Annotated in this window: 18 protein-coding genes; 9 read left to right on the forward strand and 9 right to left on the reverse strand. The window is 63.4% G+C overall.

Annotation, left to right across the window (positions count from 1 at the left end; genetic code table 11):
- Window positions 1-13: 13 nt before the first annotated feature.
- Window positions 14-2,659 carry a pyruvate dehydrogenase (acetyl-transferring), homodimeric type gene (aceE, locus tag ACIQUI_RS01030; protein WP_400684545.1) on the reverse strand — a complete coding sequence of 882 codons (2,646 nt, stop codon included), beginning with the start codon at window positions 2,657-2,659 and terminating at the stop codon, window positions 14-16.
- A gap of 383 nt (window positions 2,660-3,042) precedes the next feature.
- Here aceE and glnE point away from each other — a divergent pair, with 383 nt between their 5' ends.
- From glnE to ACIQUI_RS01070, 8 genes are all read left to right on the forward strand, one after another.
- Complete coding sequence (glnE, locus tag ACIQUI_RS01035) at window positions 3,043-5,976, forward strand: bifunctional [glutamate--ammonia ligase]-adenylyl-L-tyrosine phosphorylase/[glutamate--ammonia-ligase] adenylyltransferase (RefSeq protein WP_403194272.1); 2,934 nt, start codon at window positions 3,043-3,045, stop codon at window positions 5,974-5,976.
- A gap of 202 nt (window positions 5,977-6,178) precedes the next feature.
- Window positions 6,179-7,228, forward strand: a complete 1,050-nt coding sequence (waaF, locus tag ACIQUI_RS01040) for a lipopolysaccharide heptosyltransferase II (protein WP_403194274.1) — start codon at window positions 6,179-6,181, stop codon at window positions 7,226-7,228.
- Complete coding sequence (gene waaC, locus ACIQUI_RS01045; RefSeq protein ID WP_403194276.1) at window positions 7,229-8,287, forward strand: lipopolysaccharide heptosyltransferase I; 1,059 nt, start codon at window positions 7,229-7,231, stop codon at window positions 8,285-8,287. It begins immediately after the preceding gene.
- Window positions 8,287-9,411, forward strand: coding sequence for a glycosyltransferase family 4 protein (locus ACIQUI_RS01050; RefSeq protein WP_403194277.1), 1,125 nt, complete (start codon window positions 8,287-8,289; stop codon window positions 9,409-9,411). The genes waaC and ACIQUI_RS01050 overlap by 1 nt, the downstream gene beginning before the upstream one ends.
- Window positions 9,408-10,214: a lipopolysaccharide core heptose(I) kinase RfaP gene (rfaP, locus tag ACIQUI_RS01055; RefSeq protein WP_403194278.1), complete on the forward strand. Its 807-nt coding sequence runs from the start codon at window positions 9,408-9,410 to the stop codon at window positions 10,212-10,214. The genes ACIQUI_RS01050 and rfaP overlap by 4 nt, the downstream gene beginning before the upstream one ends.
- Complete coding sequence (locus ACIQUI_RS01060; RefSeq protein WP_403194279.1) at window positions 10,214-10,948, forward strand: lipopolysaccharide kinase InaA family protein; 735 nt, start codon at window positions 10,214-10,216, stop codon at window positions 10,946-10,948. Before rfaP ends, ACIQUI_RS01060 begins: the two co-directional genes overlap by 1 nt.
- On the forward strand, window positions 10,945-11,697 hold the full coding sequence (locus ACIQUI_RS01065; protein ID WP_403194281.1) for a lipopolysaccharide kinase InaA family protein: 753 nt from the start codon (window positions 10,945-10,947) through the stop codon (window positions 11,695-11,697). The genes ACIQUI_RS01060 and ACIQUI_RS01065 overlap by 4 nt, the downstream gene beginning before the upstream one ends.
- Window positions 11,697-13,139 (forward strand): lipopolysaccharide kinase InaA family protein, encoded by a 1,443-nt coding sequence (locus ACIQUI_RS01070; RefSeq protein ID WP_403194282.1) that lies wholly within the window; start codon window positions 11,697-11,699, stop codon window positions 13,137-13,139. Before ACIQUI_RS01065 ends, ACIQUI_RS01070 begins: the two co-directional genes overlap by 1 nt.
- Here ACIQUI_RS01070 and ACIQUI_RS01075 read toward each other — a convergent pair.
- The 8 genes from ACIQUI_RS01075 to ACIQUI_RS01110 all read right to left on the reverse strand — a co-directional run bounded on the left by ACIQUI_RS01075 (window position 13,100) and on the right by ACIQUI_RS01110 (window position 24,394).
- Window positions 13,100-15,901, reverse strand: a complete 2,802-nt coding sequence (locus ACIQUI_RS01075; protein WP_403194284.1) for a dermonecrotic toxin domain-containing protein — start codon at window positions 15,899-15,901, stop codon at window positions 13,100-13,102. The two genes, ACIQUI_RS01070 and ACIQUI_RS01075, sit on opposite strands and share 40 nt — an antisense overlap.
- Window positions 15,902-15,971: 70 nt before the next feature.
- The gene (locus ACIQUI_RS01080; protein WP_403194286.1) at window positions 15,972-16,145 is read right to left on the reverse strand and encodes a hypothetical protein; all 174 of its coding nucleotides are present in this window, start codon (window positions 16,143-16,145) and stop codon (window positions 15,972-15,974) included.
- Entirely contained in the window at window positions 16,142-17,251 is a 1,110-nt protein-coding gene (locus tag ACIQUI_RS01085) for a PepSY-associated TM helix domain-containing protein (protein ID WP_403194287.1), read from the reverse strand. Before ACIQUI_RS01085 ends, ACIQUI_RS01080 begins: the two co-directional genes overlap by 4 nt.
- Window positions 17,252-17,394: 143 nt before the next feature.
- Complete coding sequence (locus ACIQUI_RS01090; protein WP_403194288.1) at window positions 17,395-19,830, reverse strand: TonB-dependent siderophore receptor; 2,436 nt, start codon at window positions 19,828-19,830, stop codon at window positions 17,395-17,397.
- A 220-nt stretch (window positions 19,831-20,050) separates the two neighbouring features.
- Entirely contained in the window at window positions 20,051-21,007 is a 957-nt protein-coding gene (locus ACIQUI_RS01095) for a FecR domain-containing protein (RefSeq protein WP_403194290.1), read from the reverse strand.
- Entirely contained in the window at window positions 21,004-21,522 is a 519-nt protein-coding gene (locus ACIQUI_RS01100; RefSeq protein ID WP_403194292.1) for an RNA polymerase sigma factor, read from the reverse strand. Before ACIQUI_RS01100 ends, ACIQUI_RS01095 begins: the two co-directional genes overlap by 4 nt.
- Before the next feature lie 227 nt (window positions 21,523-21,749).
- On the reverse strand, window positions 21,750-22,460 hold the full coding sequence (locus tag ACIQUI_RS01105) for a PolC-type DNA polymerase III (protein ID WP_403194293.1): 711 nt from the start codon (window positions 22,458-22,460) through the stop codon (window positions 21,750-21,752).
- On the reverse strand, window positions 22,457-24,394 hold the full coding sequence (locus ACIQUI_RS01110) for a DUF294 nucleotidyltransferase-like domain-containing protein (protein ID WP_403194295.1): 1,938 nt from the start codon (window positions 24,392-24,394) through the stop codon (window positions 22,457-22,459). Before ACIQUI_RS01110 ends, ACIQUI_RS01105 begins: the two co-directional genes overlap by 4 nt.
- A 116-nt stretch (window positions 24,395-24,510) precedes the next feature.
- Here ACIQUI_RS01110 and ACIQUI_RS01115 point away from each other — a divergent pair, with 116 nt between their 5' ends.
- On the forward strand, window positions 24,511-25,050 hold the full coding sequence (locus ACIQUI_RS01115) for a response regulator (protein ID WP_403194297.1): 540 nt from the start codon (window positions 24,511-24,513) through the stop codon (window positions 25,048-25,050).
- Window positions 25,051-25,080: the final 30 nt, after the last annotated feature.

Below are 25,080 nucleotides of genomic sequence, written 5' to 3' on the forward strand. Positions count from 1 at the left end.
TTAAAAATACTCCTCAGCAGTCCAGTGGGTTGCGCTTGTCCGGGTCGATACCGAACTTGACGATAGCGTCTGCAACAACCTTGGGTTCGATCTCGCCACGGTCAGCCAGGGCTTCCAGGGCAGCCAGCACCACGAAGTGGCGGTCGACTTCGAAGAAGTGACGCAGCTTCTTGCGGCTGTCGCTGCGACCGTAACCGTCGGTACCCAGGACCTTGAACTCTTTGCTCGGTACCCACTGGCGAATCTGTTCGGCGAACAGCTTCATGTAGTCGGTAGAGGCGATGACCGGGCCTTTGCGACCGTTCAGGCACTGCTCGACGTAGGTCTGTTGTGGCTTCTGGCCAGGCTTCAGGCGGTTGGCGCGTTCCACGGCCAGGCCGTCGCGGCGCAGTTCGTTGAAGCTGGTGACGCTCCAAACGTCGGCACCGACGTTGAACTCTTCACGCAGGATCTTCGCGGCTTCGCGGACTTCGCGCAGGATGGTGCCGGAGCCCATCAGCTGAACGTGGTGCGCGGCTTCGCGGGTGTCTTCTTCCAGCAGGTACATGCCCTTGATGATGCCTTCCTCGACACCGGCCGGCATGGCTGGCTGCTGGTAGGATTCGTTCATCACGGTGATGTAGTAGAAGATGTCCTGTTGCTCTTCGGTCATCTTCTTCATGCCGTCCTGGATGATCACCGCCAGCTCGTAGCCGTAGGTTGGATCGTAGGTGCGGCAGTTCGGGATGGTGCCCGCCATCATGTGGCTGTGACCGTCTTCGTGCTGCAGGCCTTCACCGTTCAGGGTGGTACGGCCGGCGGTACCGCCGATCAGGAAGCCACGGGTGCGGCTGTCGCCGGCAGCCCAGGCCAGGTCGCCAATGCGCTGGAAGCCGAACATCGAGTAGAAGATGTAGAACGGCAGCATCGGCTGGTTGTGGCAGCTGTACGAGGTACCGGCAGCGATGAACGACGACATGGCGCCGGCTTCGTTGATGCCTTCCTCGAGGATCTGGCCCTTCTTGTCTTCGCGGTAGAACATCACCTGGTCTTTATCGACTGGCTCGTAGAGCTGGCCGACCGACGAGTAGATGCCCAGCTGGCGGAACATGCCTTCCATACCGAAGGTACGGGCTTCGTCCGGGATGATCGGGACGATGCGCTGGCCGATGTCCTTGTCCTTGACCAGCTGCGCCAGGATACGCACGAAGGCCATGGTGGTGGAGATTTCGCGGTCGCCCGAGCCGTCCAGGATCGCTTTCAGCGTTTCCAGTGGCGGGGTCGGCACGCTGAAGCTCTTGGCGCGGCGCTGTGGCACGAAACCGCCCAGGGCAGCACGGCGCTCGGCCAGGTACTTGGCTTCGGCAGAACCTTCTTCGGGCTTGAAGAACGGCAGGTTCTCAAGGTCGGCATCCTTGACCGGGATGTCGAAGCGGTCACGGAAGTGACGCAGGCTGTCGACGTCGACCTTCTTGGTGTTGTGCGCGGTGTTCTTGGCTTCGCCAGCACCGGTGCCGTAACCCTTGATGGTCTTGGCCAGGATAACGGTTGGCTGCTCTTTGTGGTTAACAGCCTGGTGGTACGCCGCGTAGACCTTGTACGGGTCGTGGCCGCCACGGTTGAGCTTCCAGATCTCGTCGTCGGACAGGTCTTCGACCATGGCCTTGAGCTCTGGGGTGTTGAAGAAGTTTTCACGAACGTACGCGCCGTCTTTGGCTTTGTAGTTCTGGTACTCGCCGTCGATGACTTCGTCCATGCGGCGCTGCAGGGCACCGTTGGTGTCCTTGGCCAGCAGTGGGTCCCAGAAGCGGCCCCAGACGACTTTGTTGACGTTCCAGCCACCGCCACGGAACACGCCTTCGAGTTCCTGGATGATCTTGCCGTTGCCGCGAACCGGGCCGTCGAGGCGCTGCAGGTTGCAGTTGATGACGAAGATCAGGTTGTCCAGCTTCTCGCGGCCGGCCAGGGCGATTGCGCCCAGGGATTCCGGCTCGTCGCACTCGCCGTCGCCCATGAAGCACCAGACCTTCTGCTTGCCGGCCGGGATGAAGCCGCGCGCTTCCAGGTACTTCATGAAGCGTGCCTGGTAGATGGCCTGGATCGGGCCCAGACCCATCGATACGGTCGGGAACTGCCAGAAGTCAGGCATCAGCCATGGGTGCGGGTACGAAGACAGGCCGTTGCCGTCCACTTCCTGGCGGAAGTTGTTCATCTGCTCTTCGTTGATGCGGCCTTCCATGAAGGCGCGGGCGTAGACGCCTGGCGAAGCGTGGCCCTGGAAGAACACCAGGTCGCCGCCGTGTTCGTCGGTCGGGGCCTGGAAGAAGTAGTTGAAGCCGATGTCGTACAGGGTGGCGCTGGAGGCGAAGCTGGAGATGTGTCCGCCCAGGTCCGAGTCTTTCAGGTTGGTGCGCATGACCATGGCCAGGGCGTTCCAACGCACCATCGAGCGAATGCGGCGTTCCATGAACAGGTCGCCAGGCATGCGTGCTTCGTGGGTGACAGGGATGGTGTTGCGGTATGGCGTGGTGATCGCATACGGCAGCTGGGAGCCACTACGGGTGGCCAGCTCGCCCATACGGGTCATCAGGTAATGAGCGCGGTCTTCGCCTTCTTTGTCGAGGACCGACTCCAGGGCATCCAGCCATTCCTGGGTTTCGATTGGATCGAGGTCTTGCATGGCTTGCTCCAGGGCGGAAAGGCAACCAGAATCGATTGCCTGAGATTGCGACTGGCCTTATGGGCAGACGTCGTGAATTCTTGGATTACCGGGGTGTCATCCGGCGCCGTGTAGTTTTACTACATTTGCTTTCGCATTTCATGCTTTTACACGACACGAGTAGTAGTAAAACTACATTTGTGCGACGTTTGGTCGCACCTTGGCTTGTGAGGAAAAACGTTCATGGTGGTTGGCATTGTGTCGCGAACGGGTGGTTCTTGATGATTATTGCCAAGTTTTCGTTTTTTTCAGCTATTTCCAACTTTTGTACGACAGTCCAACCGTGGTCCGGTCTCCCCTTGGCCGCTTTTTCCCCTTTAATTCACGCCGATCAAGGATAGACCATGCGCCTGCCTTTGCCGCCCGACCTGCCCGCCATCCTCCAGCCACTGGTCGCCCGTAACCAGCAATTCCTCGGTGATGCGGTAGCCGCCCATGCCGAACTCGACCTGGCTACATGGAGCCCTGCCCACCGCCAGCAGTTTGATCAGGTTGCTGCCGCCAGCGACTTTGTCCTTGGCCTGGCCCAGCGCGAGCCGGCGATGCTGTTCGACTTGCTGGCCAGCGGCGAGTTGGCGCGCCGTTACGCACCGGGTGAGTTGCGCGGGCACATCGCTGCGGCTGCCAACGCGGCGCAAAGCGACGACGAGCTGGCGCGCAACCTGCGCCGTGAGCGCAATCGCCAGCAACTGCGCATCATCTGGCGCGACATCACCCGCCAGGCCGAGCTGGGTGAAACCTGCCGCGACCTGTCCGACCTTGCCGATGCCGCCATCGACGAAGCCTACCAGTGGCTGTACCCGCGCCACTGCCAGCAGTTCGGCACGCCCATCGGCAACCGCAGCGGCCAGCCGCAGCACATGGTGGTGCTGGGCATGGGCAAGCTGGGCGCGGTGGAGCTGAACCTGTCGTCGGATATCGACCTGATCTTTGGCTTCCCTGAGGGTGGCGAAACCGAAGGGGTGAAGCGCTCGCTGGAAAACCAGGAGTTCTTCACCCGCCTGGGCCAGCGGTTGATCAAGGCGCTGGACCCGGTCACCGTCGACGGTTTCGTGTTCCGTGTCGACATGCGCCTGCGCCCCTATGGTTCGGCCGGGGCGCTGGTGCTCAGCTTCAATGCCCTGGAACAGTACTACCAGGACCAGGGCCGCGACTGGGAGCGCTACGCGATGATCAAGGCGCGGGTGGTGGCCGGTGACCAGGCTGCCGGTGCGCAGTTGCAGGAGATGTTGCGCCCGTTCGTGTACCGCCGTTACCTGGACTTTTCCGCCATCGAAGCGCTGCGCACCATGAAGCAGTTGATCCAGCAGGAGGTGCGGCGCAAGGGCATGGCCGACAACATCAAGCTGGGTGCCGGTGGCATCCGCGAGGTGGAGTTCATTGCCCAGGCGTTCCAGCTGATCCACGGCGGGCGTGACCTCAGCTTGCAGCAGCGGCCGCTGCTGAAGGTACTGGCCACCCTGGAGGGCCAGGGTTATCTGCCGCCAGCGGTGGTGGCCGAGCTGCGCGAGGGTTATGAATTCCTGCGTTATACCGAGCACGCCATCCAGGCCATTGCCGACCGCCAGACGCAGATGTTGCCCGAGGATGAGACTGACAAGGCGCGGGTGGCGTACATCCTTGGCTTTGCCGATTGGCAAAGTTTCCACGACCAGCTGATGTACTGGCGTGGCCGTATCGACTGGCACTTCCGCCAGGTTATCGCCGACCCGGATGATGAAGACGGCGAAGGCGAACTGGTGGTGGGTGGCGAATGGTCGCCGCTGTGGGAGCAGGCGCAGGACGAGGAAGCCGCTGGCCGGCAGCTGCAAGAGGCCGGGTTCAAGGAACCGGTGGAAGCCTTGCGCCGCCTGGCCGGGCTGCGCTCCAGCCCGCAGCTGCGTTCGATGCAGCGTATTGGCCGCGAGCGGCTGGATGCCTTCATTCCACGCCTGCTGGCCCAGGCGGTGGAGCACGACAACCCAGACCTGGTACTGGAACGTGTGCTACCGCTGGTCGAAGCCGTGGCGCGGCGTTCGGCTTACCTGGTGCTGCTCACCGAAAACCCGGGTGCCCTGCGTCGCCTGCTGACCTTGTGCGCTGCCAGCCCGTGGATTGCCGAGCAGATCGCCCTCTACCCGCTGCTGCTCGATGAGCTGCTTAACGAAGGCCGCTTGTTCAGCCCGCCCCTGGCCCCAGAGCTGGCCAGCGAGCTGCGCGAACGCCTGACGCGCATCCCTGAAGACGACCTGGAGCAGCAGATGGAAGCGCTGCGCCACTTCAAGCTGGCCCACAGCCTGCGCGTGGCCGCATCGGAAATCAGCGGCAACCTGCCGTTGATGAAAGTCAGTGACTACCTGACTTGGCTGGCCGAGGCCATCCTCGACCAGGTACTCGCGCTGGCCTGGCGCCAGACCGTGGCCCGCCACGGCCAGCCCAGGCGCAGTGACGGCAGCCTGTGCGACCCGGGCTTCATCATCATTGGTTACGGCAAGGTCGGCGGGCTGGAGCTGGGGCATGGCTCGGACCTGGACCTGGTGTTCATCCACGACGGCGACCCGCAAGAGGAAACCGACGGCGCCAAGCCCATCGACAGTGCGCAGTTCTTCACCCGCCTGGGCCAGCGCATTATTCACCTGCTGACCACCCAGACCAACTCGGGCCAACTGTATGACGTGGACATGCGCTTGCGCCCGTCCGGTGCTTCCGGCCTGCTGGTAAGCTCGCTGGGGGCTTTCGAGCGCTACCAGCAGAACGAAGCCTGGACCTGGGAGCACCAGGCTTTGGTGCGGGCCCGCGTGCTGGTGGGCTGCAAGCAGGTCGGTACGGCGTTCGAGGGCGTGCGTGCCAAGGTGCTGGGGCAAGCCCGCGACCTGGAAAAACTGCGCACCGAAGTGAGTGAAATGCGCGCAAAAATGCGCGGCAACCTCGGTACCAAGGCCACGGCTGCCGGCACTGCGGGTAACGCTTTCGAGGCCGGTGTACCCTTCGATATCAAGCAGGATGCCGGCGGTATCGTCGATATCGAATTTATGGTGCAATACGCCGCTTTGGCCTGGTCCCACGACCACCCGGCCATACTCCGATGGACCGATAACATCCGCATTCTGGAAGAGCTGGAGCAGGCAGGTTTGATGCCGGCCAGTGACGCGGTGCTGTTGCGTGAAGTGTACAAGGCGTTCCGCTCGGCTTCGCACCGCCAGGCCTTGCAGAAGCAGGCCGGGGTGATCGATGCGGCGCAGTTTGCCGATGAACGCCGTGAAGTGCGGCGGATCTGGGGTGAATTGGGTTTGAGCTGATGTCGAGTTGGCTTCATTCGCGGGCACGCCCGCTCCCACAGGGAAAGCGCAGACCTCGAGGCAGTGCAATACCTGTGGGAGCGGGCGTGCCCGCGAATGGGCCATGTGAGTGGTACACTGTCCGCCACATAGCCTGAATATAAAGAGGGGAGGCCAGGCTGTACCGCAGTCTGTAGCCTCCCCGAGCGTTTCTGGACTAAGCATGAGAATACTGATCATTGGCCCCAGCTGGGTCGGCGACATGGTGATGGCGCAGACCCTGTTCCAGTGCCTGAAACAGCAGCACCCCGACTGCGTGATCGACGTGCTGGCGCCCGAGTGGAGCCGGCCGATCCTCGAACGCATGCCCGAAGTGCGCCAGGCCTTGAGCTTCCCGCTCGGCCACGGCGCGCTGGAACTGGCCACGCGCCGGCGCATCGGCAAGTCCCTGGCCGGCCAGTACGACCAGGCCATCCTGCTGCCCAACTCGCTGAAATCGGCATTGGTACCGTTCTTTGCCGGTATCCCCAAACGCACCGGCTGGCGCGGCGAAATGCGCTTCGGCCTGCTGAACGACGTGCGCAAGCTGGACAAGGCCCGCTACCCGCTGATGATCGAGCGCTTCATGGCCCTGGCCTACGCGCCCGGCGCCGAGCTGCCGCAGCCGTACCCGCGCCCCAGCCTGCAGATCGAAGCACAAAGCCGCGAAGCGGCACTGGCCAAGTTCGGCCTGGAGCTGGACCGCCCGGTGCTGGCGCTGTGCCCGGGGGCCGAGTTCGGCGAAGCCAAGCGCTGGCCATCCGAGCATTACGCTGCCGTGGCCGACGCGATGATCCGCCAGGGCTGGCAGGTGTGGCTGTTCGGCTCGAAGAACGATTACCCGGTGGGTGAGCAGATCCGCGACCGCCTGATCCCGGGCTTGCGTGAAGAGTCGTCCAACCTGGCCGGTGAAACCTCGCTGGCCGAGGCCATCGACCTGATGTCCTGCGCCCACGCCGTGGTGTCCAACGACTCCGGCCTGATGCATGTGGCTGCCGCGCTGAACCGCCCGCTGGTGGCGGTATACGGTTCGACCTCGCCCGGCTTTACCCCGCCGCTGGCCGAGCAGGTGGAGGTGGTGCGCACCGGTATCGAGTGCAGCCCGTGCTTCGACCGTACCTGCCGCTTCGGCCACTACAACTGCCTGCGCCTGCTGGAACCGGGCAAAGTCATCGCCGCCCTGCACAGCCTGAGCGGGCCGGACCTGATCGATACCGTGGCCGAGGTCGACTAAGTGCGGGTACTGATCATCAAGACCTCGTCGCTGGGTGATGTGATCCACACCCTGCCGGCACTAACCGATGCCGCCCACGCCATCCCGGGCATCCGTTTCGACTGGGTGGTGGAAGAAGGCTTCGCCGAAATCCCCAGCTGGCACCCGGCGGTCGACCAGGTTATCCCGGTGGCCATCCGGCGCTGGCGCAAGAACCTTTGGCAAACCGTCAAGAGTGGCGAGTGGAAGGCGTTCAAGCAGCGTGTGCGCGAGCGCAAGTACGACCTGGTGATCGACGCACAGGGCCTGGTCAAGTCGGCCTGGCTGACCCGCTATGTGAAGGCCCCGGTCGCCGGCCTGGACCGTTACTCGGCGCGCGAAGGCCTGGCCAGCCGCTTCTATGACCGGCGCCTGTCGGTTGCCACCGGCCAGCATGCGGTGGAGCGCGTGCGTCAATTGTTCGCCATGGCCCTGGCCTACGACCTGCCGGAAGGCATCGGCAACTACGGCCTGGACCTCGACCGGCTGCAACTGCCGCCAGCGGCCCCTTACGTGGTGTTCCTGCACGGTACCACCTGGGCGACCAAGCACTGGCCTGAAGCCTACTGGCGCGAACTGGCCGGACGCATGGGCCGGCGCAAGCTGGAAGTGCGCCTGCCGTGGGGCAACCCGGCCGAGAAGGCACGGGCCGAGCGCATTGCCCAGGGCTTGAACAACTGCCAGGTGCTCCCCAAATTGAACCTTGCCGGCGTAGCGCGTGTATTGGCGGCGGCAAAAGCCTGCGTGGCGGTCGATACCGGCCTTGGCCACCTGGCGGCGGCACTCGATGTGCCGACCATTTCGCTGTTTGGTCCGACCAACCCGGGCCTGACTGGCGCCTACGGACGGACCCAGATTCACCAGGCCAGTGACTGGCCTTGCGCTCCCTGCCTGCAGAAGAAGTGCACCTACAAACCGAGCGCCGACGACCTGCGCCGGTTCGATCTGAAACGCGAGTGGCCACTGTGCTTCACTCGCCTGAATCCCGAGCATGTGGCGAGCCGCTTGAGCGCGTTGCTGCTGGCTGAGGATGTCCGTTGATGCAACTGGCTTTCGTGCTTTACAAATATTTCCCCTTCGGCGGGCTGCAGCGCGATTTCATGCGCATTGCCCTGGAATGCCAGAAGCGGGGCCATCAGATCCGTGTGTACACGTTGATCTGGGAAGGTGACATTCCACCGGGCTTTGAAGTACTGGTGGCGCCGGTGAAGGCGATCTTCAATCACCGGCGCAACGAGAAACTCAGCGCCTGGATGGCCGCCGACCTGGCCAAGCGCCCGGTCGACCGCCTGATCGGCTTCAACAAGATGCCGGGGCTGGACGTGTACTACGCCGCCGACGGCTGCTTCGAAGACAAGGCGCAAACCCTGCGTGGCGGCCTGTACCGCCGCTGGGGCCGCTACCGGCATTTTGCCGAGTACGAGCGGGCGGTGTTCGCCAAGGACGCGCATACCGAAGTGCTGATGATTTCCGAAGTGCAGCAGCCGCTGTTCATCAAGCATTACGGCACGCCGGTGGAACGCTTCCACCTGCTGCCGCCAGGCATTTCCCAGGACCGTCGTGCGCCGGCCAATGCTGGCGAAATCCGCGCCGAGTTCCGCAAGGAGTTCAACCTGGGCGATGAAGACCTGCTGCTGGTGCAGATTGGCTCGGGCTTCAAGACCAAGGGTGTGGACCGCAGCCTCAAGGCGCTGGCCGCGCTGCCTTCGGCCTTGCGCAAACGCACCAGGCTGATGGTGATCGGCCAGGACGACCCCAAGGTGTTCCAGCTGCAGAGCGCCACCCTGGGCCTGGGCGACCAGGTGCAGTTCCTCAAGGGCCGCAGCGACATTCCGCGCTTCCTGCTGGGTGCCGACCTGCTGATTCACCCGGCTTACAACGAGAACACCGGTACGGTGCTGCTCGAAGCGCTGGTGGCCGGCCTGCCGGTGCTGGTGTCGAAGGTGTGCGGCTACGCCCACTACATTGCCGAGGCCGATAGCGGCCTGGTGCTGGACGAGCCACTCGAACAGGACCAGCTCAATGGCTACCTGCAACGCATGCTCGAAGACCCGCAGGCCCGTGCCAACTGGTCGCGCAACGGCCTGGCGTTCGCTGAAACCGCCGATCTGTACAGCATGCCGCAGCATGCTGCCGACGTGATCCTGGGGCAGAAAACCGCATGAAGCTGATACTGGCCGAACCCTTCAAGCGCCTGTGGGCCGGGCGTGATGCCTTCGACGCCGTGGAGGCGCTGCAAGGCGAGGTCTATCGCGAGCTGGAAGGGCGCCGCACGCTGCGCACCGAGGTGGCTGGCGAGGGCTTTTTCGTCAAGATCCACCGCGGCATCGGCTGGGGCGAGATCTTCAAGAACCTGTTCACCGCCAAGCTGCCGGTGCTCGGTGCCGGCCAGGAATGGCAGGCCATCCAGCGCCTGCACGAGGTGGGTGTGCCGACCATGACCGCAGTCGCCTATGGCGAGCGCGGCAGCAACCCGGCCACACAGCACTCGTTCATCATCACCGAAGAGCTGGCGCCGACCATCAGCCTGGAAGACTTCAGCATCGACTGGGTCAAGCAGCCGCCCGAGCCGCGCCTTAAGCGTGCGCTGATCGCCGAAGTGGCGAAGATGACCGGCGGCATGCACCGCGCCGGGGTCAACCACCGCGACTGCTACATTTGCCACTTCCTGCTGCACACCGACCGCCCGGTGACGGCGGATGACTTCAAACTGTCGGTGATCGACCTGCACCGCGCGCAGACCCGGGCGACGATCAGCCGCCGCTGGCGCGACAAGGACCTGGCCGCGCTGTACTTCTCGGCGCTGGACATCGGCCTGACCCAGCGCGACAAGCTGCGTTTCCTGCGCGGTTACTTCCAGCGCCCGCTGCGGCAAATCCTCAAGGACGAAGCCGCGCTGCTCGCCTGGCTGGAGCGCAAGGCGCAGAAACTTTACGACCGCAAGCAACGCTATGGGGATGCACTCTGATGGCGAGTTGGACACTGGCGCCGGGCTATGAACAGCTGGCGGCGGACTTCGGCAGCCTCGATGCAGTGTTTGCCATTCAAGGCGAACGCCTGACCCGCGACCCGTTGAGCGAAGTGGTGCGCATCGAGCGTGACGGGGTCAATTACTACGTCAAACGCTACACCGGCGCCGGCAAGCACATGCGCCGCTACCTGGGCCGGCCACGCATCAAGGCCGAATGGCAGAATCTCAAGCAGTTCGCCAAGTGGGGCATACCCACCGCCGAAGTGGTGGCCTGGGGCCTGGAGCGTAATGGCCTGGCTTTTGGCCGCGGGGCAATGATCACCCGCGAACTGCCCAACACCGAAGACTTGTCGGCACTGGCCGAGCGCAACGATGCGCGCCTGGCCGACCGTGCCTGGGTCGACCACCTCAGCCGCCAGCTGGCGCGCCATACCCGGGTGATGCACGAGCACCACTTTGCCCACAACGACCTGAAGTGGCGCAACCTGCTGGTGGATGACCAGGGCACGCTATTCTTCATCGACTGCCCCACCGGCGACTTCTGGCGCGGCTTCATGTGGCGGCACCGGATGATCAAGGACCTTGCATGCCTGGACAAAGTGGCCAAATACCACCTGTCGGCCACCCAGCGCCTGCGCTTCTACCTGCAATACCGTGGCCGCGACCGGCTGAATGAGCGTGACAAGAAGCGCATTCGCCAGGTGCTGGGCTTTTTCGAGGGAAGGGAATGACCGATTACCTGGCCAGCGCGGACCTCGCGCTGCTCAAACGCCATGGCCTGGACGACTTCGAGGCGCTGTGGGCGCTGCAACTGGAAGCCGTGGATGAACCCAACACCGGCCGTGGCGGCTGGAGCAGCGTGTATCGCCTGGAACTCGAAGGCAAGGGCTACTACCTCAAGCGCCAGAGCGACTACCTGACCCGCACCCTGCACCGGCCGTTTGGCGAGCCCACGTTCGCCCGTGAATTTCGCAACATCAGCCGCTACCAGAAGCTGCACATCCCTGCCTTGCAGGCGGTGTTCTACGGCGAGCGCAAGCAGGCTGGCAAACACCGGGCAATCCTGATGACCCGTGCCCTGGACGAATGGGCCGACCTCGACAGCCTGCTGGCCCAGTGGCCGCAGCTGGGCGATGCCGACCGCCATGGCATCTTGCAGGCCTGCGGCCAGCTGGCGCGCACCCTGCACAGCGCCGGCCAGGTGCACGGCTGCTTCTACCCCAAGCACATCTTCCTGCGCCAGCGCCGCGAAGGCTGGGATGCGCAACTGATCGACCTGGAAAAGACCCGGCCTTTGCTGTTTGGCATGCGTGACCGCCTGAAGGACCTGGAACCACTGCTGCGCCGAGCCCGGGCCTGGAGCGAGGCCGATGTGCGCACCCTGCTGGCGACCTACCTGGCGCAGCCGGCCGACAGCTCGCTGGTCGGCACCTGGCTGCAACGCCTGACGCAACGCCGTCGTGAAAAAGAGACCCGCTGATGCGTTTGTCTGAATTGAAGGATGCCGGGCGCAGCCCGTCGTTGCCCCTGAGTATCACCCTGGCCGATGCCGCTGGCAGTGCCGAGCTGCAACTGCTCAGCTTGCTGCGCGTGCTGCCGGGCCAGCGCTATGTCGGCGCTGGTGTCTGGCGGGGTACCCCGGTGCTGGCCAAGCTGCTGGTGGGCGCTGGTGCTGCCCGGCATTTCCAGCGTGAGCTGCAAGGTGTGAAGCTGCTGGCCGAGCAAGGCCTGACCACGCCCAGGCTGTTGGCCGATGGCCTCAAGGAAGGCGAGGGTGGCTGGCTGCTGTTCGAATTCCTGGACGGTGCCGAAAGCCTGGCCGATGCCTGGGCGGCGGTGGAAAACCTGCCGGTGCTGGCTGACGAACAACACCTGGTGCTGGGTGAAGCGCTGACGGCTGTCGCGCACATGCATGCCCAAGGCCTGTGGCAGGAAGACCTGCACCTGGACAACCTGCTGCGCCACGGCGGCAAGCTGTACCTGATCGATGGCGCCGGCATCAAGGCCGAAACGCCCGGCCAGCAGCTGTCGCGCCCACGCGTGCTGGAAAACCTCGGGGTGTTCTTCGCCCAGTTGCCCAAGCGCCTGGAACCGTTCATTGAAGAGCTGCTGGTGCATTACCTGTTGGCCAACGCCGAGCACGCGCTGCCGCTGGAAGCCTTGCAGAAGCAAGTGGACAAGGTGCGCAGCTGGCGCCAGAAGGACTACCTCGAAAAGGCCGGTCGCGAATGCAGCCTGTTCAGCGTGCAGCGCAACCTGTCGGGCTTGCAGGCGATCCGCCGCAGTGAAGTCGACGCGATGGTGCCCGTGCTGGCGCAGGCTGATGCGCTGATCGACAAGGGCCACCTGTACAAGACCGGTGGCGCTGCCAGTGTGGCGCGCATCGAGGTGAACGGTCGCAAGCTGGTACTCAAGCGCTACAACATCAAGAACACCGCGCACTGGTTCAAGCGCTTCTGGCGCCCGAGCCGTGCCTGGCATTCGTGGATCGAAGGCCACCGCCTGGAATTTCTCGACATTGCCACGCCCAAGCCGTTGGCGGTGCTTGAGCAGCGGGTGATGGGCCTGCGCAGCCGTGCCTACCTGGTCACCGAATATGTCGAAGGCCCGGACCTGACGGCCTGCTTCGCGCCCTACGTGGAGAACGGCGAGGCGCCGGAGGAGCAGGTGGATGCGCTGGTGCATGTGATGCAGCAGCTGATTCGCGAGCGCATCAGCCATGGCGATTTCAAGGGCCACAACCTGTTCTGGGACAACGGCCAGTGGTCGCTGATCGACCTCGATGCCATGTGCCAGCACGCCACTCAGCTCAGCTTTGCCCCGGCTTATGCCCGTGACCGCGCACGGCTGTTGCGCAACTGGCCGAGTACCAGTGCCTTGCATCAACGGCTGGACCGGTTGCTGCCAAAGTTGACCGAGTAAGCCTCGGGCAGGGCCAGCCACTCGCTGCTGCGCCCTGCCTGACGCAAGCGTATGCGCCATTGGCCATCTTGCCAGCGCATTACGGCCCAGGGCACCACGCCGGCCCCATCAGCCCCGGGAATCGGCAGGTGAAAGTGGTCGGGCAACAGGTGCCGGCGCAGCGGTAGCTGACCGCCTCGGGTCTGCAGGTAAAGTTGTTCGGGAGCTTGATACAGGCCCTCGGCCTGGCTGACCAAGGTACCTGTCAGCGGTACCTGCAGCCGGCACTCTTCAAACAGGTGCTGCAGGTCCGGCAGGCCGTCATGCCACAGTAATGGCGAGTCGATAACCCAGTTGCCATTGGCGAGGCGCTTGACCGGCTGGGTCAGGTACGCGTCCGGCTGGTCCGGGTCGACTGCCCGCCAGCGGCTACCATCGAACGCCACCTTGAAATATCGCTGGTGGGCATCTTGGATGAAGTACTCCGACAAGCCCTCGAAGCTTGATACCTTTTCGTACACCTCCTCGCCATACACCCCGTCGATTCTATAGCGCAGGTTGCTGGTGGAGGGGGTGACGCTGAAACGCAGGGGTAACGGCAACGGGGGCTGCTTGGGCATGCCGCGCATGATGCGGCGCAACATGCCAGTGCTGGCAAGGCTTGTGCCCGCATCGTTGACATAGCTGAGCGCATTGTAGGCATGGGTCAGGACCCCATTGAGGTCTTCGGCGCGATAGGCCTCGACGCCTCTCCAGACCTCTATTGCCATACGCCCCAATGCCAAGGGGATCATCACCTTGACTGGCAGAAAGATGCTGATCAGGTCCAGCAAGGTCATGGCGAACGTCAGCCCTTGCCTGGCGTCGGCTTGCGCAGTGGTTTGGCTGCTGGCACTGACCGCAGCCAGCATGCTGCGGACTTCGGCCAGGTAACAGGTGAAGAACAGGTCGTCATCGACATCGGGTGTTTCCAGCACCTTCCCCAGTTGCCCTTTGAGCAGCAGACGTTCGACATTGGCAGCTGGCAATAGCGGCAGACGCTGGATGATATAGGTACGCAGGGCCGGCTTTTGGCGCAGTTGCCTGAGCAATGCGAGTGGGCTGGAGTACGAGCGCCAGGCGCGCCGGTCGGGAGCGTCTGGTGTGTAGAGCACGAACGAAGTGACGCTGGGGGAGGTACTGGCAAGCAGCAGCACGCCTTGCAAGGTGTGCCGGTCGATCAGCAACTGGCGCACGACCACGGCATGCCCGTCCACGCGTGGGCGCAGGGCATTGTGCGGCTGTGACAATACTTGCTGCACCCAGCGGTAATCGCGCTCCGACCACGCTTGCGAGAGATGGCCGGCATAGCGCGCCTTGGCCGCCTCGGCGCGCATGCGTGCCCGGTTGACCTTGGCATGAGCGTGCAGGCGCCACTTGCCCGCGGGCGATTCAATCAGCTGGGTACGCAGGTAGCTGGCGTAGCTGTCGCCAACGTTCAGGTTCCTGACCAGTGCTTTGACATAGGTGCTGCTCAGCCCGCTCGGCAGGGGTGTGCCATCTTTGGTGATCACCCTTGCGGTCAGCCAGTAGTCATAGTCGAACCAGGCCAGGTTACGCATGGCAAGCTCATCGAGCGGATAGCTCACGCGAACGGCTTCAACCATATTGTCCTTGACCTGTTCGAACCCTCTCCAGGTGACATAGCTCGAGGGGTGCAGAGGGTAGATCCATGGTCCGCTCTGATGGGTGTGAGTAACGTTGACCAGCACATTCTCGGGCGCCAAGGTCAACCCCAGATCATTGCGAAGTTGCGCTTGCAGGCGCTCTCTGGTCCAGTGACGCAACGTGTTGGCTTGTTGAAACTGGCGCAGCGTGAGAATCCCCGGTGCAGCGACGCTCTGCCCGACCGCGATGAGCTCCTGCATGCTTTGCATGATGTGCGCGAGCGCCGAGGGGCTTGCCGAGCGTAGCCAGGAGGGCAGGTTTTTTTCGAGCAGCAGCCCATAGCGGGTGTTGAGCAGCGCTTTGCTGCCTGACTCATCGGCGAGCGCCATGGCCTTGGCCAGTGTTGCTGCTGCATCAGGCGCATTGGGCTGTAATGTCGACCAGGCGAGGTTCAGGCGCTGACGCTGCGCCGTGAGCAAAATGTCGACTTGCGCTTGCAAAGGGTCATCGGCATACCACTCGTAGCGCAGGCGGTCGGCTTGCCGGGCGTTTTCCCGGTGTCGTTCATCTACCAGCAATTGCAGCAGCGGCGCGCCCTGCAGAGAGTCGTCCAGGCGCTCGCACAAATCCTGGTGCAGTTCACCCAGTGAAGGGTAAACCTCGATACCTTGGCATAGCCCGCACAGTAATACCGCGCCGGTTTTCTGGTCATGGGTAAGATTTTGCCCTTCCTCCATGCCGGTCACGATCACGAACATCCCTGGTAGCGCAGCCCGCCAGGCCGGGCGGCTTCGCAACAGCATCGGTCGGTATGCCTGGGCGCGCTTTGCCAATGGCTGGGGCCGACGTTGCCAGGCGCAGGGCAGGTCAAGAAACGTGCTCATGACGCTGGCCAGGTCGGGGCTCAAGGTCTGGTCACCCTGGCGAAGGGAAACCTCAGCGTGCATCATCGCCCGGCGCAGGTCGGCCAGGCGAACCTGCCGTGAGCGGCCCTGGTTGTCAGCTGCGGACCAGAACGCGGCAAGATCACCCTGCAACTGTTGCCGTGACGGCAGTGGCAGGCCGGGAGCCGGCATGGCCCCGAGCAGGTCCAGCAGTTGCTGTTGGAGAAAGTCGATACGTTGCAGGGGTAGCATGCTCAGCTCCTGGCTTCAGGGAGCGGGCATGGTGAATCGGCGTGCAGTGGCAGGGTGGTAGCGGGCTACCTCACCGCCACAGGCCGCGCAGGCCCAGCCACGATGGTATACCCAGGCCCAGCCAGGCCAGCGCGTCCCAGGCGCCATCGCCGAGCAGCGCCGCAAACAGCCCCAGCGCGCCGAGCACGGCGATGGCTGCCGGCCAGGCAAGGATTTTGGCTGTGGATTGCGAGCGGTGGCTCATGCCTTGGCCTCCCGGCGGCGGTGTTTGCCAAGCCACAGGTACACGCCGCTGCCGAGCACGATGATGGTCAGCACGTCGAGTACCGCCCAAAGGATCTGCATCGGCCGCCCGCCGTAGTCGCCAAAGTGCAGCGGCTGCGACAGGCCCATGGCGTCCATGTACCAGGGGCGCTCGCCCACGGCGGTCACTTCGAGGGTGCGTGCATCGATCAGCACCGGGGTGAACAGGTGCGACGTAAGGTGGGTGGAGCCGTTCATGAACACGGCGTAGTGGTGCTCGCTGGAAAAGCGCGTGCCGGGGAAGGCAATGAAGTCCGGGCGCATGCCGGGGGCGGCCTGTTCGGCAATTTCCAGCAGGCGGCTAGCGGGTGCGCGCTCGGTGAGCGGTGGGGCGTTGCGGTAAGGTGCAACCATGGTGGCCAGGCTGTCATTACGCCAGGCGGCGATGACCAGGTCGGACAGGGCGCTGATCACGCCGGTTACGCCTACGGTCAGTGCCCAGGCCAGGGTGACCACGCCGATCAGGTTGTGCAGGTCGAGCCAGCGCAGGCGGCGGGATTTGTCGTGGCGTACTGTGCCGAAGTCCAGCCGGCGCATGAATGGCGCATAGAGCACGGTGCCGGAGATGATCGCGACGATGAACAGCACGCCCATGAAGGCCAGCAACAGTTTGCCGGGCAGGCCGGCGAACATGTCCACGTGCAGGCGCAGCATGATCATCATGAAGCCGTCATTGGCCGCCGGCATGGCCACGGCTTCGCCGGTGCGGGCGTCGAGCATGAAGGTGTGCGAGAGATTGGGGTCGGTACCGGCCGTGGCGGCGGTAATGGCTACTACACCGTTGGGTTCGTCTTCGTCGTAGCCAAAGTACTGCATGACCTCGCCGGGACGGTGCTGCTCGGCTTTGAGCACCAGCTGCTGCAGGTCGAGGTGCGGGGTATCTGCCGGCATTGCGCGCAGTTCGGGGGCGTCGCCGAGCAGGTGTTCAATTTCATGGTGGAAGATCAGCGGCAGGCCGGTGACTGCCAGCAACAGCAGGAACAGGGTGCAGACCAGGCTGCTCCAGGTGTGGACCACCGACCAGCGGCGGATGGTTGTGCTTTTCATCACGGTACCGTTGTTTGCCTGATGAAAGTCGGGGGCCGCTTTGCGGCCCTTTCGCGACACAAGGCCGCTCCTACAGGGGAGCGCGTACTCCTGTAGGAGCGGCCTTGTGTCGCGAAAGGGCTGCACAGCAGCCCCCAGCTCACTCAGAACTTATAGTTGGCGCTGGCCACTACGCTGCGCTCGTCGCCGTAGTAGCAGTAGTACCCGTCACAGGTCGACAGGTAATCCTTGTTGAACAGGTTCTTGGCATCCACCGCTACGGTTATACCCTTGAGGGTGTTGTTGAGGCGGCCCAGGTCGTAATGTACCGAGGCGTCGTAGACAGTGTAGGAACCTACATAACCCCAGCTTGTGTTGGTGGTGTTCCCGTAGGTATCGCCTACGTAGCGCACGCCAACGCCGACACCAAATCCATCCAGCGGACCACTGTGCCATGTGTAGTCAGCCCAGGCAGTGGCTTGGTTTCGCGGTACCTGCGCCATGCGCTTGCCTTTCTCTTCACTGGTACCTTTAGTGATTTCGCTGTCGTTGTAGGTATAGGAGCCCACCAGTTTGAGGTTCTCGGTCACATCCGAGGTGGCCTCCAGCTCCAGGCCTTTCACACGCACTTCGCCGACCTGTCGGGTCACACCACCTTCGGTGACCGACATATTCTCTTGTGTCAGGTCGAACACAGCGGCAGTGAACAGGCTTTTGCTACCTGGCGGCTGATACTTGATACCTAGCTCGTACTGCTTGCCTTCGGTTGGTTTGAATGCATCAGTGCTGTTAACGGACGAGCCGGTTGCAGCCTGAAACGACTCGGCATAGGAGATGTAAGGCGTCAGACCATTATCAAACACGTAGCTGAGCGCTGCGTTACCACTGAACTTCTTGTCGCGCTGGGTATTGGTAGCGTCGCCCAGATTGTGGAAGGTGGTGCCGGTGTGCACCCAGTCCTCACGACCGCCGAGCGTCAGGCGCCACTTGTCCAACGCCATCTGATCCTGGACGTACAGGCCAGTCTGCTGGGTTTTCTGATCGTAGTTGTACATGTCGAAGTACTGGACGTTCGAAAAATCCTGGCCGTAGATCGGGTTATGGATGTTGCTCGATGGCACTCCGGCCGAGCCCCAGCGCCAGCGAGCGTTGCTGTCCGAGCGCTGGTGGTCAAGTCCCAGCAGAAGCGTGTGGGCGAGCCGGCCAGTCTGGAAGTCTGCCTGGAAGTTGTTATCCACTGCGAATTGAGAGATATCTTCCTCGACGATACCGGCAGTGCGCTGCACGGTGCCATCGGCGCTGACAGCTTCGTCCGGACCGGCTGGCCAGATCGAGCCACCGGCGGTTATGCCCTTGAAGTCCAGTTCGTTGCGCGCATAGCGCAGGTTTTGGCGGAACTGCCAAGTGTCGTTCAGACGGGTTTCAAACGCATAGCCCAGGTGATAGTAGGTGCGGTCGTAAGACTCCCAATCCGGATCACCCAGGTTTTTGTGGTGTGAAATCTTGCCAGCCGGGCTGTCCAGCTTTGTGCCCTGCAGGGGCAGGAACTGGCCAGTTATACCCGTGTCGTCGCGGGTGTACTGGGAGATGAAGGTCAGCTTGGTGTCGTCGTTGATGTTCCAAGTCAGACTGGGCGCTACGTTATAGCGCTTGTCTGGGATATGGTCGATGGGTGAGCCGCTGTCACGCACGGTACCGCTCACGCGATACAGAAACTGACCTGCATCGTCGAGCTTGCCGGTGCTGTCGAAGTTGATCTGCTTGTGATTGTTACTGCCAACCTGGGCTTCGATTTCATGGCTGCTTTCCAATTGCGGCCTACGGCTGGTCATGTCCAGCAACCCACCTGGCGGGGTCTGACCATACACCGACGAAGCTGGGCCGCGCAGCACCGCGATGCGCTCCAGGTTCCACGGTTCGATCTTTGGGGTGGCATAGTTCCCCTTGGGCAATGGCAAGCCATCGAGGAACTGGGTGGGCACAAAACCACGTACCAGCAACCAGTCGCTTCGCGAGTCGGAGCCGTAGCCGCTGCTCTGCACACCTGCCGTGTAGCGCAGAGCATCATTCAGGCTGAGCACTGGACGATCTTCCATCTGCTGTCGGGTGATGACGCTAACCGAGCGGGGTAACTCGGCGATGGCGGTGTCGGTCTTGGTGCCTGCTGCCGTGCGGGTTGCGGTGTAACCATCGACCGCGCCCCAGGCGGTTTCATAATTGGATGTAGCGTTGATCGCTGTTTCTGGCAGCGCCAATGTCCCTTCTGGCGTAGCTACCAGGCTGTAGCTACCTGCACTGCTCTGTTGCAACTGCAGACCGGTGCCGCGCAGGGCCGCTTGCAGGGCGCCGAGGCCGTTGTACTGGCCGCTGACCGGGGCCGAGGTGCGGCCGCTGACCAGTGCCGGGTCGATGGCCAGGGCGATGCCGGCCTGGCTGGCGATCTGGTTGAGCGTGGTAGCCAGAGGAGCGCTCGGCAGGTCGTAGGCGCGTGGTGCGGATTGCTCGGCGGCGTACAGGGCAGGGCTGGCCAATGGGGCGGTCAGGCCGATGGCCAGGGCCATCAGGCTGGGGCGCAGGATACGATCAACAGCACGGGACATGCAGCGGCTCCTCGATAATTAAGTGTTTATTGCTTCCTTGCCGAACGAGATTTCAGAAGTGACAGGGCAAATATGAAAAATATTGAGAATTATTTGAAATAGGTTTTTGCCTGTACCGGCCTCTTCGCGGGTGAACCCGCTCCCACAGGTATCACACAGGTTCCAAGGACTACGCAGTCCTTGTGGGAGCGGGTTTACCCGCGAAGAAGCCGATGCAGTTTTACTTGGGAGTGACTTTTACCCACCACTGGGTATGCCGCTCGATCTTCACCGGCAATGCCGGCACCAGCGATGCCAGTGCCAGGTCGGTGTCGGTCAGCGGGAAGCTGCCGGTCACGCGCAGGTCGGCGACTTTGGCATCGACCCCGAGGTAACCGCTGCGGTACTGGCCCAATTTGGCCAGCAGGTCGCCCAGGCGCACGTTGTCCACCACCAGCATGCCGCGGGTCCAGGCATCGGCGCCGGCCGGTACGGCTTCAACCTGGCCAAGACCGTTGGCGTTCATCAGCACCTGCTGGCCCTCGCGCAGCACTTGTTCGTCGCCGCTGTTGATTGGCATGGCGGCGACCTGGGCCTGCAACACCTCCAGGCGCGTGCCGTGCTCTTCACGTCGTACCAAAAAGCGCGTACCTAAAGGACGCAGGCGGCCATCGCCGGTGCGCACCAGCAGCGGACGCGGGTCCTGGTGGCCGGTTTCGACCGAGATTTCGCCCTGGTGCAGCACAATGATCCGCTGCTCGCCCTCGTAGTCGATATCCACGGCGGTGTGGGTATTCAGGCTCAGCAGGGTGCCGTCTTCCAGGCGCAGGGTGCGCAGTTCGCCGGTAGCGGTGCGCTGGTCGGCCAGCCAGTAGCCGGGTGCCAGCGACGGGGCGCCGACCCAGGCCAGCAGCGAACCGAGCAGGAACATGCCGGCCAGGCCCCCGCCGACCTTGCCGACGCGTTGACGCAGGCTGACGCGTGATTGCAGCAGGGCCTGGCGTGCCGGGCCGGCAGCCGCGCTGACGCGCTGGTCCATGGCGCCGAGCTGGCGCCAGGCGCGTGCGTGCTCTTCGCTGGCGGCATGCCAGCGCATGAATTCACCGCGTTCGTCGGGCGTGCCGCTGGCGTGGTCGAGGCTGAGTTTCCAGGCGATGGCGGCTTCCAGCACCTGCGACGAAACCGGTGCATTGCTCACGTCGGCTCCCCGTACAGCGCCACATAGCACTGGCGCATGCCCTGGGCGAGGTACTGGCGCACCCGCGATACCGAAACGCCCAGGCGCTCGGCGATTTCAGCGTGGCCCATGCCGTCCAGGCGGTTGTGCAGGAACGCCGCGCGGGCTTTGCTCGACAGCTTGCCGAGCAGGCGGTCGATGGCTTTGAGGTCTTCGAGAATCAGGTACTGCACTTCCGGCGAGGGCTGTTCGGCTTCCGGGATCAATGCCAGCTCGGCCAGGTAGGCCTGCTCCAGTGCGGCGCGGCGGAAGTGGTCGAACATCAGGCCCTTGGCCACGGCAGCGAGAAAGGCGCGGGGTTCGCGGGGGGTGTCCATTTGCTCACGGCCGAGCAGGCGCACAAAGGTGTCCTGGCTCAGGTCTTCGGCACGCTGGCGGCAGGCCATGCTGCGTTGCAGCCAGGCAAGCAGCCAGCCGCGGTGGTCGCGGTACAGCGTACCGACCAGATCGGCGTGTGGGCTCTGTGCTGAAGACAAGCAGCGTCCCCCCGGAACGTATGCATTAACTAACGATAATTATTCGCGATTGTTGCAGAGGGGAGGGGGTGGGTGCAATGGACGCTTATCGGATTGCCATCATGGAAAAGGCTGATGGCCCCATCGCCGGCCAGCCAGCTCCCACAGGTACCGCGTTAACTTAAAGCCAGCGCAGTACCTGTGGGAGCGGGCGTGCCCGCGAAGACGCCAGCAAGGCCAATGCAAAGCTAAAGGCCATGACTCTGCACCTTGCGCCGCCGCCACCCGCGCAACCGCTGCTCTAGCTGCAGCGGGCTGTCCAGTTGCTGGCGCCGGGCCTGGCTGAGCAGGATCAACGCCAATTCGGCGGTCACCTGGGCGTCGGCGCTGGCATGGTGGCGCTCTTCCACCTGCAAGCCAAAGCGCGCCATCCAGTCATCCAGCCCGGCTTCGCGCAGTACGGTATCGGGGTTGAGCATCGGCGCCAACTCGGCAACGTCGAGGAAAACAGACTGCAAGCGATGGCCAAGGCTCTCTTTCAATGCGCGGGCCAGCATGCGTTGGTCGAACGGCGCGTGAAACGCCAGTACCGGGCAATCACCGATGAAATCGAGCAAATCCAGCAGCGCCCCGGCCGGATCGCAGCCAGCCGCGAGGGCCCCAGGCCCCAGGCCGTGAATCAGCACGCTGGCGTTGGTCTTCTGCAAGGGCCGGTACAGGGTGCGCTCGAACTGCTGGGCAAAGTCGATGGCGCCATCTTCGATGGCTACAGCCCCGATTGACAGCACCTGGTCACGGTTGGGGTTGAGCCCGCTGGTTTCCAGGTCCAGCACCACCCAGCGCTGCTCACGCAAGCTGCACACACCCAGTGCTGCGGGCCTGGGCAACCGGGCCAGGCGCTGGCGTGTGGTGTGGTCCAGTTCGGGCGCGTTGGGGCGCAGCCAGGCAAACAGGCTCATAGCTGGTACCGCAGGGCCAGGCTGCTTTGCAGACGCTGGGCCTGGCGTAGGGACTCGCGCAGGATGCGCCGGTCCAGGTGGTTGAGGCTGTCCGGGTCGAGCCGGTTGGAATACGGCAGGTTGTCGCGGGTCTGGCGCTGATGCTGTTGCATGCGCGTTTGCTGGATGAAGTGGTAGGCCTCTTCATAGGCCGCGCCATCCAGCGGTTCGATCACGCCCTTGGCCACCAGCAGGCGCAGCCGCTCCAGGGTATTGCAGGCGCCGATGCCATTAGCCAGGGCCAGCAGCCGGGCACCGTCGACGAAGGGTGTAAGGCCCTGGACCTTGAGGTCTAGGGTGGCGGCCTTGTCGTTGCCTTGTCGGGTCAGCACGAACTCGCGCAGGCGGCCCACGGGTGGGCGCTGGCGCAGGGCATTGTCGGCCAGCATGCGCTGGAATATGCGGTTGTCTGCCACCTCCTCCAGCAAACCCTGGCGCAGTTGCTCGCAACCTTGCTCGTCGCCCCATACCACGCGCAGGTCGAAGTAGATGCTCGACCCCAGCAGGTTCTCCGGGCTGGCTTCGCGGACAAAACCGGCAAAGCGTCGCGCCCACTCACTGCGCGACAGGCACAGCTGCGGGTTGCCGGCCATGACGTTGCCTTTGCACAGGGTGAACCCGCACTGGGCCAGGCACTGATTGATGTACTGCGCCAGCGGTAGCAGGCGGGCGCGGAGGGTGTCAGCTTCGTTGCTGTCGGCAGCTTCGAAGAGGATGCCGTTGTCCTGGTCGGTGTGCAGGGTCTGCTCGCGGCGCCCTTCGCTGCCAAAGCATAACCAGCTGAAAGGCACGCCCGGGTCGCCGCGCTCGGCCAGCGCCAGTTCGATTACCCGGCACACCGTGTGGTCGTTGAGCAAGGTGATGATCTGGGTGATCTGCGTGGATGATGCACCGTGGGCGAGCATGCGTTCGACCAGTTGGCTGATTTCTCCACGCAGCGATACCAGGGTTTCCAGGCGCGGCGCGTGACGGATGGTACGCGCCAGGTGCACCAGGTCGACCCGCTGCAGCGAGAACAGGTCACGCTCCGAAACCACCCCGCACAGGCGGCGGTTCTGCACCAGGCACACGTGGGCGATATGCCGCTCGGTCATGGCCATGGCTGCGTCGAAAGCGCTGGCCTGGGGGCTGAGGTAGAAGGGCTTGGCCGTCATGTGCCGCTCGATCGGCGAGCCCAGGTCGGCGTCGGTCGCGGCCACCACTTGGCGCAGGTCGCGCAGGGTGAAGATACCGATGGGGTAGCGCTGCGGGTCGACCACCACGATGCTGCCGACCTGTTGTTCGTGCATCAGCCGCACGGCTTCGCGCAGGGGGGTATCTGCATCGCACACCACAGGGTGGCGCATGGCGAGTTCGCCCAGGGGGGTGTTGAGCGAATACTGGGTGCCGAGGGTTTCTACGGCGCGCTGGCGTACTTGCTGGTTGACCTGGTCGAGCAGGCTGCTGACCCCGCGCAAGGCAAAATCCCGAAACACTTCAGACATCGAGAACACGCGGATGAACGCAGCCTTGTTCAGTTGCAGGCAGAAGGTGTCTTCTGCGGCCAGGTGCTCGGTGCGGGTCGCCCGCTCACCCAGCAGTGCCGCCAGCGGGAAACACTCGCCGCTGGTGATCTCGAAGGTGGTCTCCACGCCAGGCTTGACCAGGTGCTGGCGTTCGCCAACTACCCGGCCCTGCTTGACGATGTAGAAGTGCTCGACCGGCCCGTCGGCAGGCTTGACGATGCTTTCGCCGCTGGCATGAAAGCGCAGCTGGCACTGTTCGACCAGGTAGGCCAGATGGCTGTGTTCCATCTGGTTGAACGGCGGAAAGCGCTGCAGGAACTGCAAGGTGCCCTGGATGTTCTGCAGCACTGCGGTTCTGCCCGCCTGGTTGTAGGCGTCCTTTTTGCTCATGAAACTGACCGTATCGCTATGCCGAACTATATATATCTATATATAGGTGCCGGCCCTGTTGTTCTCTGCCTCCATGGTCGGCTTGCGGCGGGGTGGTGCCCATTGGACGTAAGTCTATGAGCGCCCCTGTCAAAGACCCGACGAAAGGCGCACCGGGTAACGCAAGTAATGTGGTCCTAATGCTGAAGCGGAATTTTTTTGACGAGATGGCCATGCCCGAGCAAACCGACATCCTCAGCGACGCCGAACGGGAAGCATTGGCCGTGGTGAGCGCGCCTGTGGCGCCCAAGCCGTTGGTGCTGGTGGTGGACGACAACGCGGTCAACCGCGAGGCGCTGATCCTTTACCTGAAAAGCCGGGGCATTGATGCTGTGGGTGCGGACGGGGCCGAGGAGGCCAGGTTGTACCTGCATTATCAGCAGCGAATCAGTTTGATGATTACGGATTTGCGCATGCAGCCGGAGGATGGCCTGGACTTGATACGGACCATTCGTGAGTCGGAGCGGGCGGCGTTGTCGATCATCGTGGTGTCGGGCGACACCGATGTGAAAGAGGCGGTGGACGTGATGCACCTGGGGGTGGTGGATTTCCTGCTCAAGCCGGTAGACCTGGGCAAGTTGCTGGAGCTGGTGAAGAAAGAATTGAAGATCGAGTGAGGCTGAGAGGGGCTGCTCTGCAGCCCAATC

Origin of the sequence: Pseudomonas sp. NPDC090592 (genome assembly GCF_044769185.1) — a bacterium.
Classification (GTDB): Bacteria; Pseudomonadota; Gammaproteobacteria; order Pseudomonadales; family Pseudomonadaceae; genus Aquipseudomonas.

Bases quoted from the DNA above. Each gene is read 5' to 3' on its own strand.
- ACIQUI_RS01115 (WP_403194297.1), top strand. From the start codon at position 24,511: ATGAGCGCCCCTGTCAAAGACCCGACGAAAGGCGCACCGGGTAACGCA.
- ACIQUI_RS01060 (WP_403194279.1), top strand. From the start codon at position 10,214: ATGGCGAGTTGGACACTGGCGCCGGGCTATGAACAGCTGGCGGCGGAC.
- rfaP (WP_403194278.1), top strand. From the start codon at position 9,408: ATGAAGCTGATACTGGCCGAACCCTTCAAGCGCCTGTGGGCCGGGCGT.
- ACIQUI_RS01070 (WP_403194282.1), top strand. From the start codon at position 11,697: ATGCGTTTGTCTGAATTGAAGGATGCCGGGCGCAGCCCGTCGTTGCCC.
- ACIQUI_RS01085 (WP_403194287.1), bottom strand. From the start codon at position 17,251: ATGAAAAGCACAACCATCCGCCGCTGGTCGGTGGTCCACACCTGGAGC.
- ACIQUI_RS01050 (WP_403194277.1), top strand. From the start codon at position 8,287: ATGCAACTGGCTTTCGTGCTTTACAAATATTTCCCCTTCGGCGGGCTG.
- ACIQUI_RS01110 (WP_403194295.1), bottom strand. From the start codon at position 24,394: ATGAGCAAAAAGGACGCCTACAACCAGGCGGGCAGAACCGCAGTGCTG.
- waaF (WP_403194274.1), top strand. From the start codon at position 6,179: ATGAGAATACTGATCATTGGCCCCAGCTGGGTCGGCGACATGGTGATG.
- ACIQUI_RS01075 (WP_403194284.1), bottom strand. From the start codon at position 15,901: ATGCTACCCCTGCAACGTATCGACTTTCTCCAACAGCAACTGCTGGAC.
- ACIQUI_RS01080 (WP_403194286.1), bottom strand. From the start codon at position 16,145: ATGAGCCACCGCTCGCAATCCACAGCCAAAATCCTTGCCTGGCCGGCA.
- glnE (WP_403194272.1), top strand. From the start codon at position 3,043: ATGCGCCTGCCTTTGCCGCCCGACCTGCCCGCCATCCTCCAGCCACTG.
- ACIQUI_RS01090 (WP_403194288.1), bottom strand. From the start codon at position 19,830: ATGTCCCGTGCTGTTGATCGTATCCTGCGCCCCAGCCTGATGGCCCTG.
- ACIQUI_RS01065 (WP_403194281.1), top strand. From the start codon at position 10,945: ATGACCGATTACCTGGCCAGCGCGGACCTCGCGCTGCTCAAACGCCAT.
- aceE (WP_400684545.1), bottom strand. From the start codon at position 2,659: ATGCAAGACCTCGATCCAATCGAAACCCAGGAATGGCTGGATGCCCTG.
- ACIQUI_RS01105 (WP_403194293.1), bottom strand. From the start codon at position 22,460: ATGAGCCTGTTTGCCTGGCTGCGCCCCAACGCGCCCGAACTGGACCAC.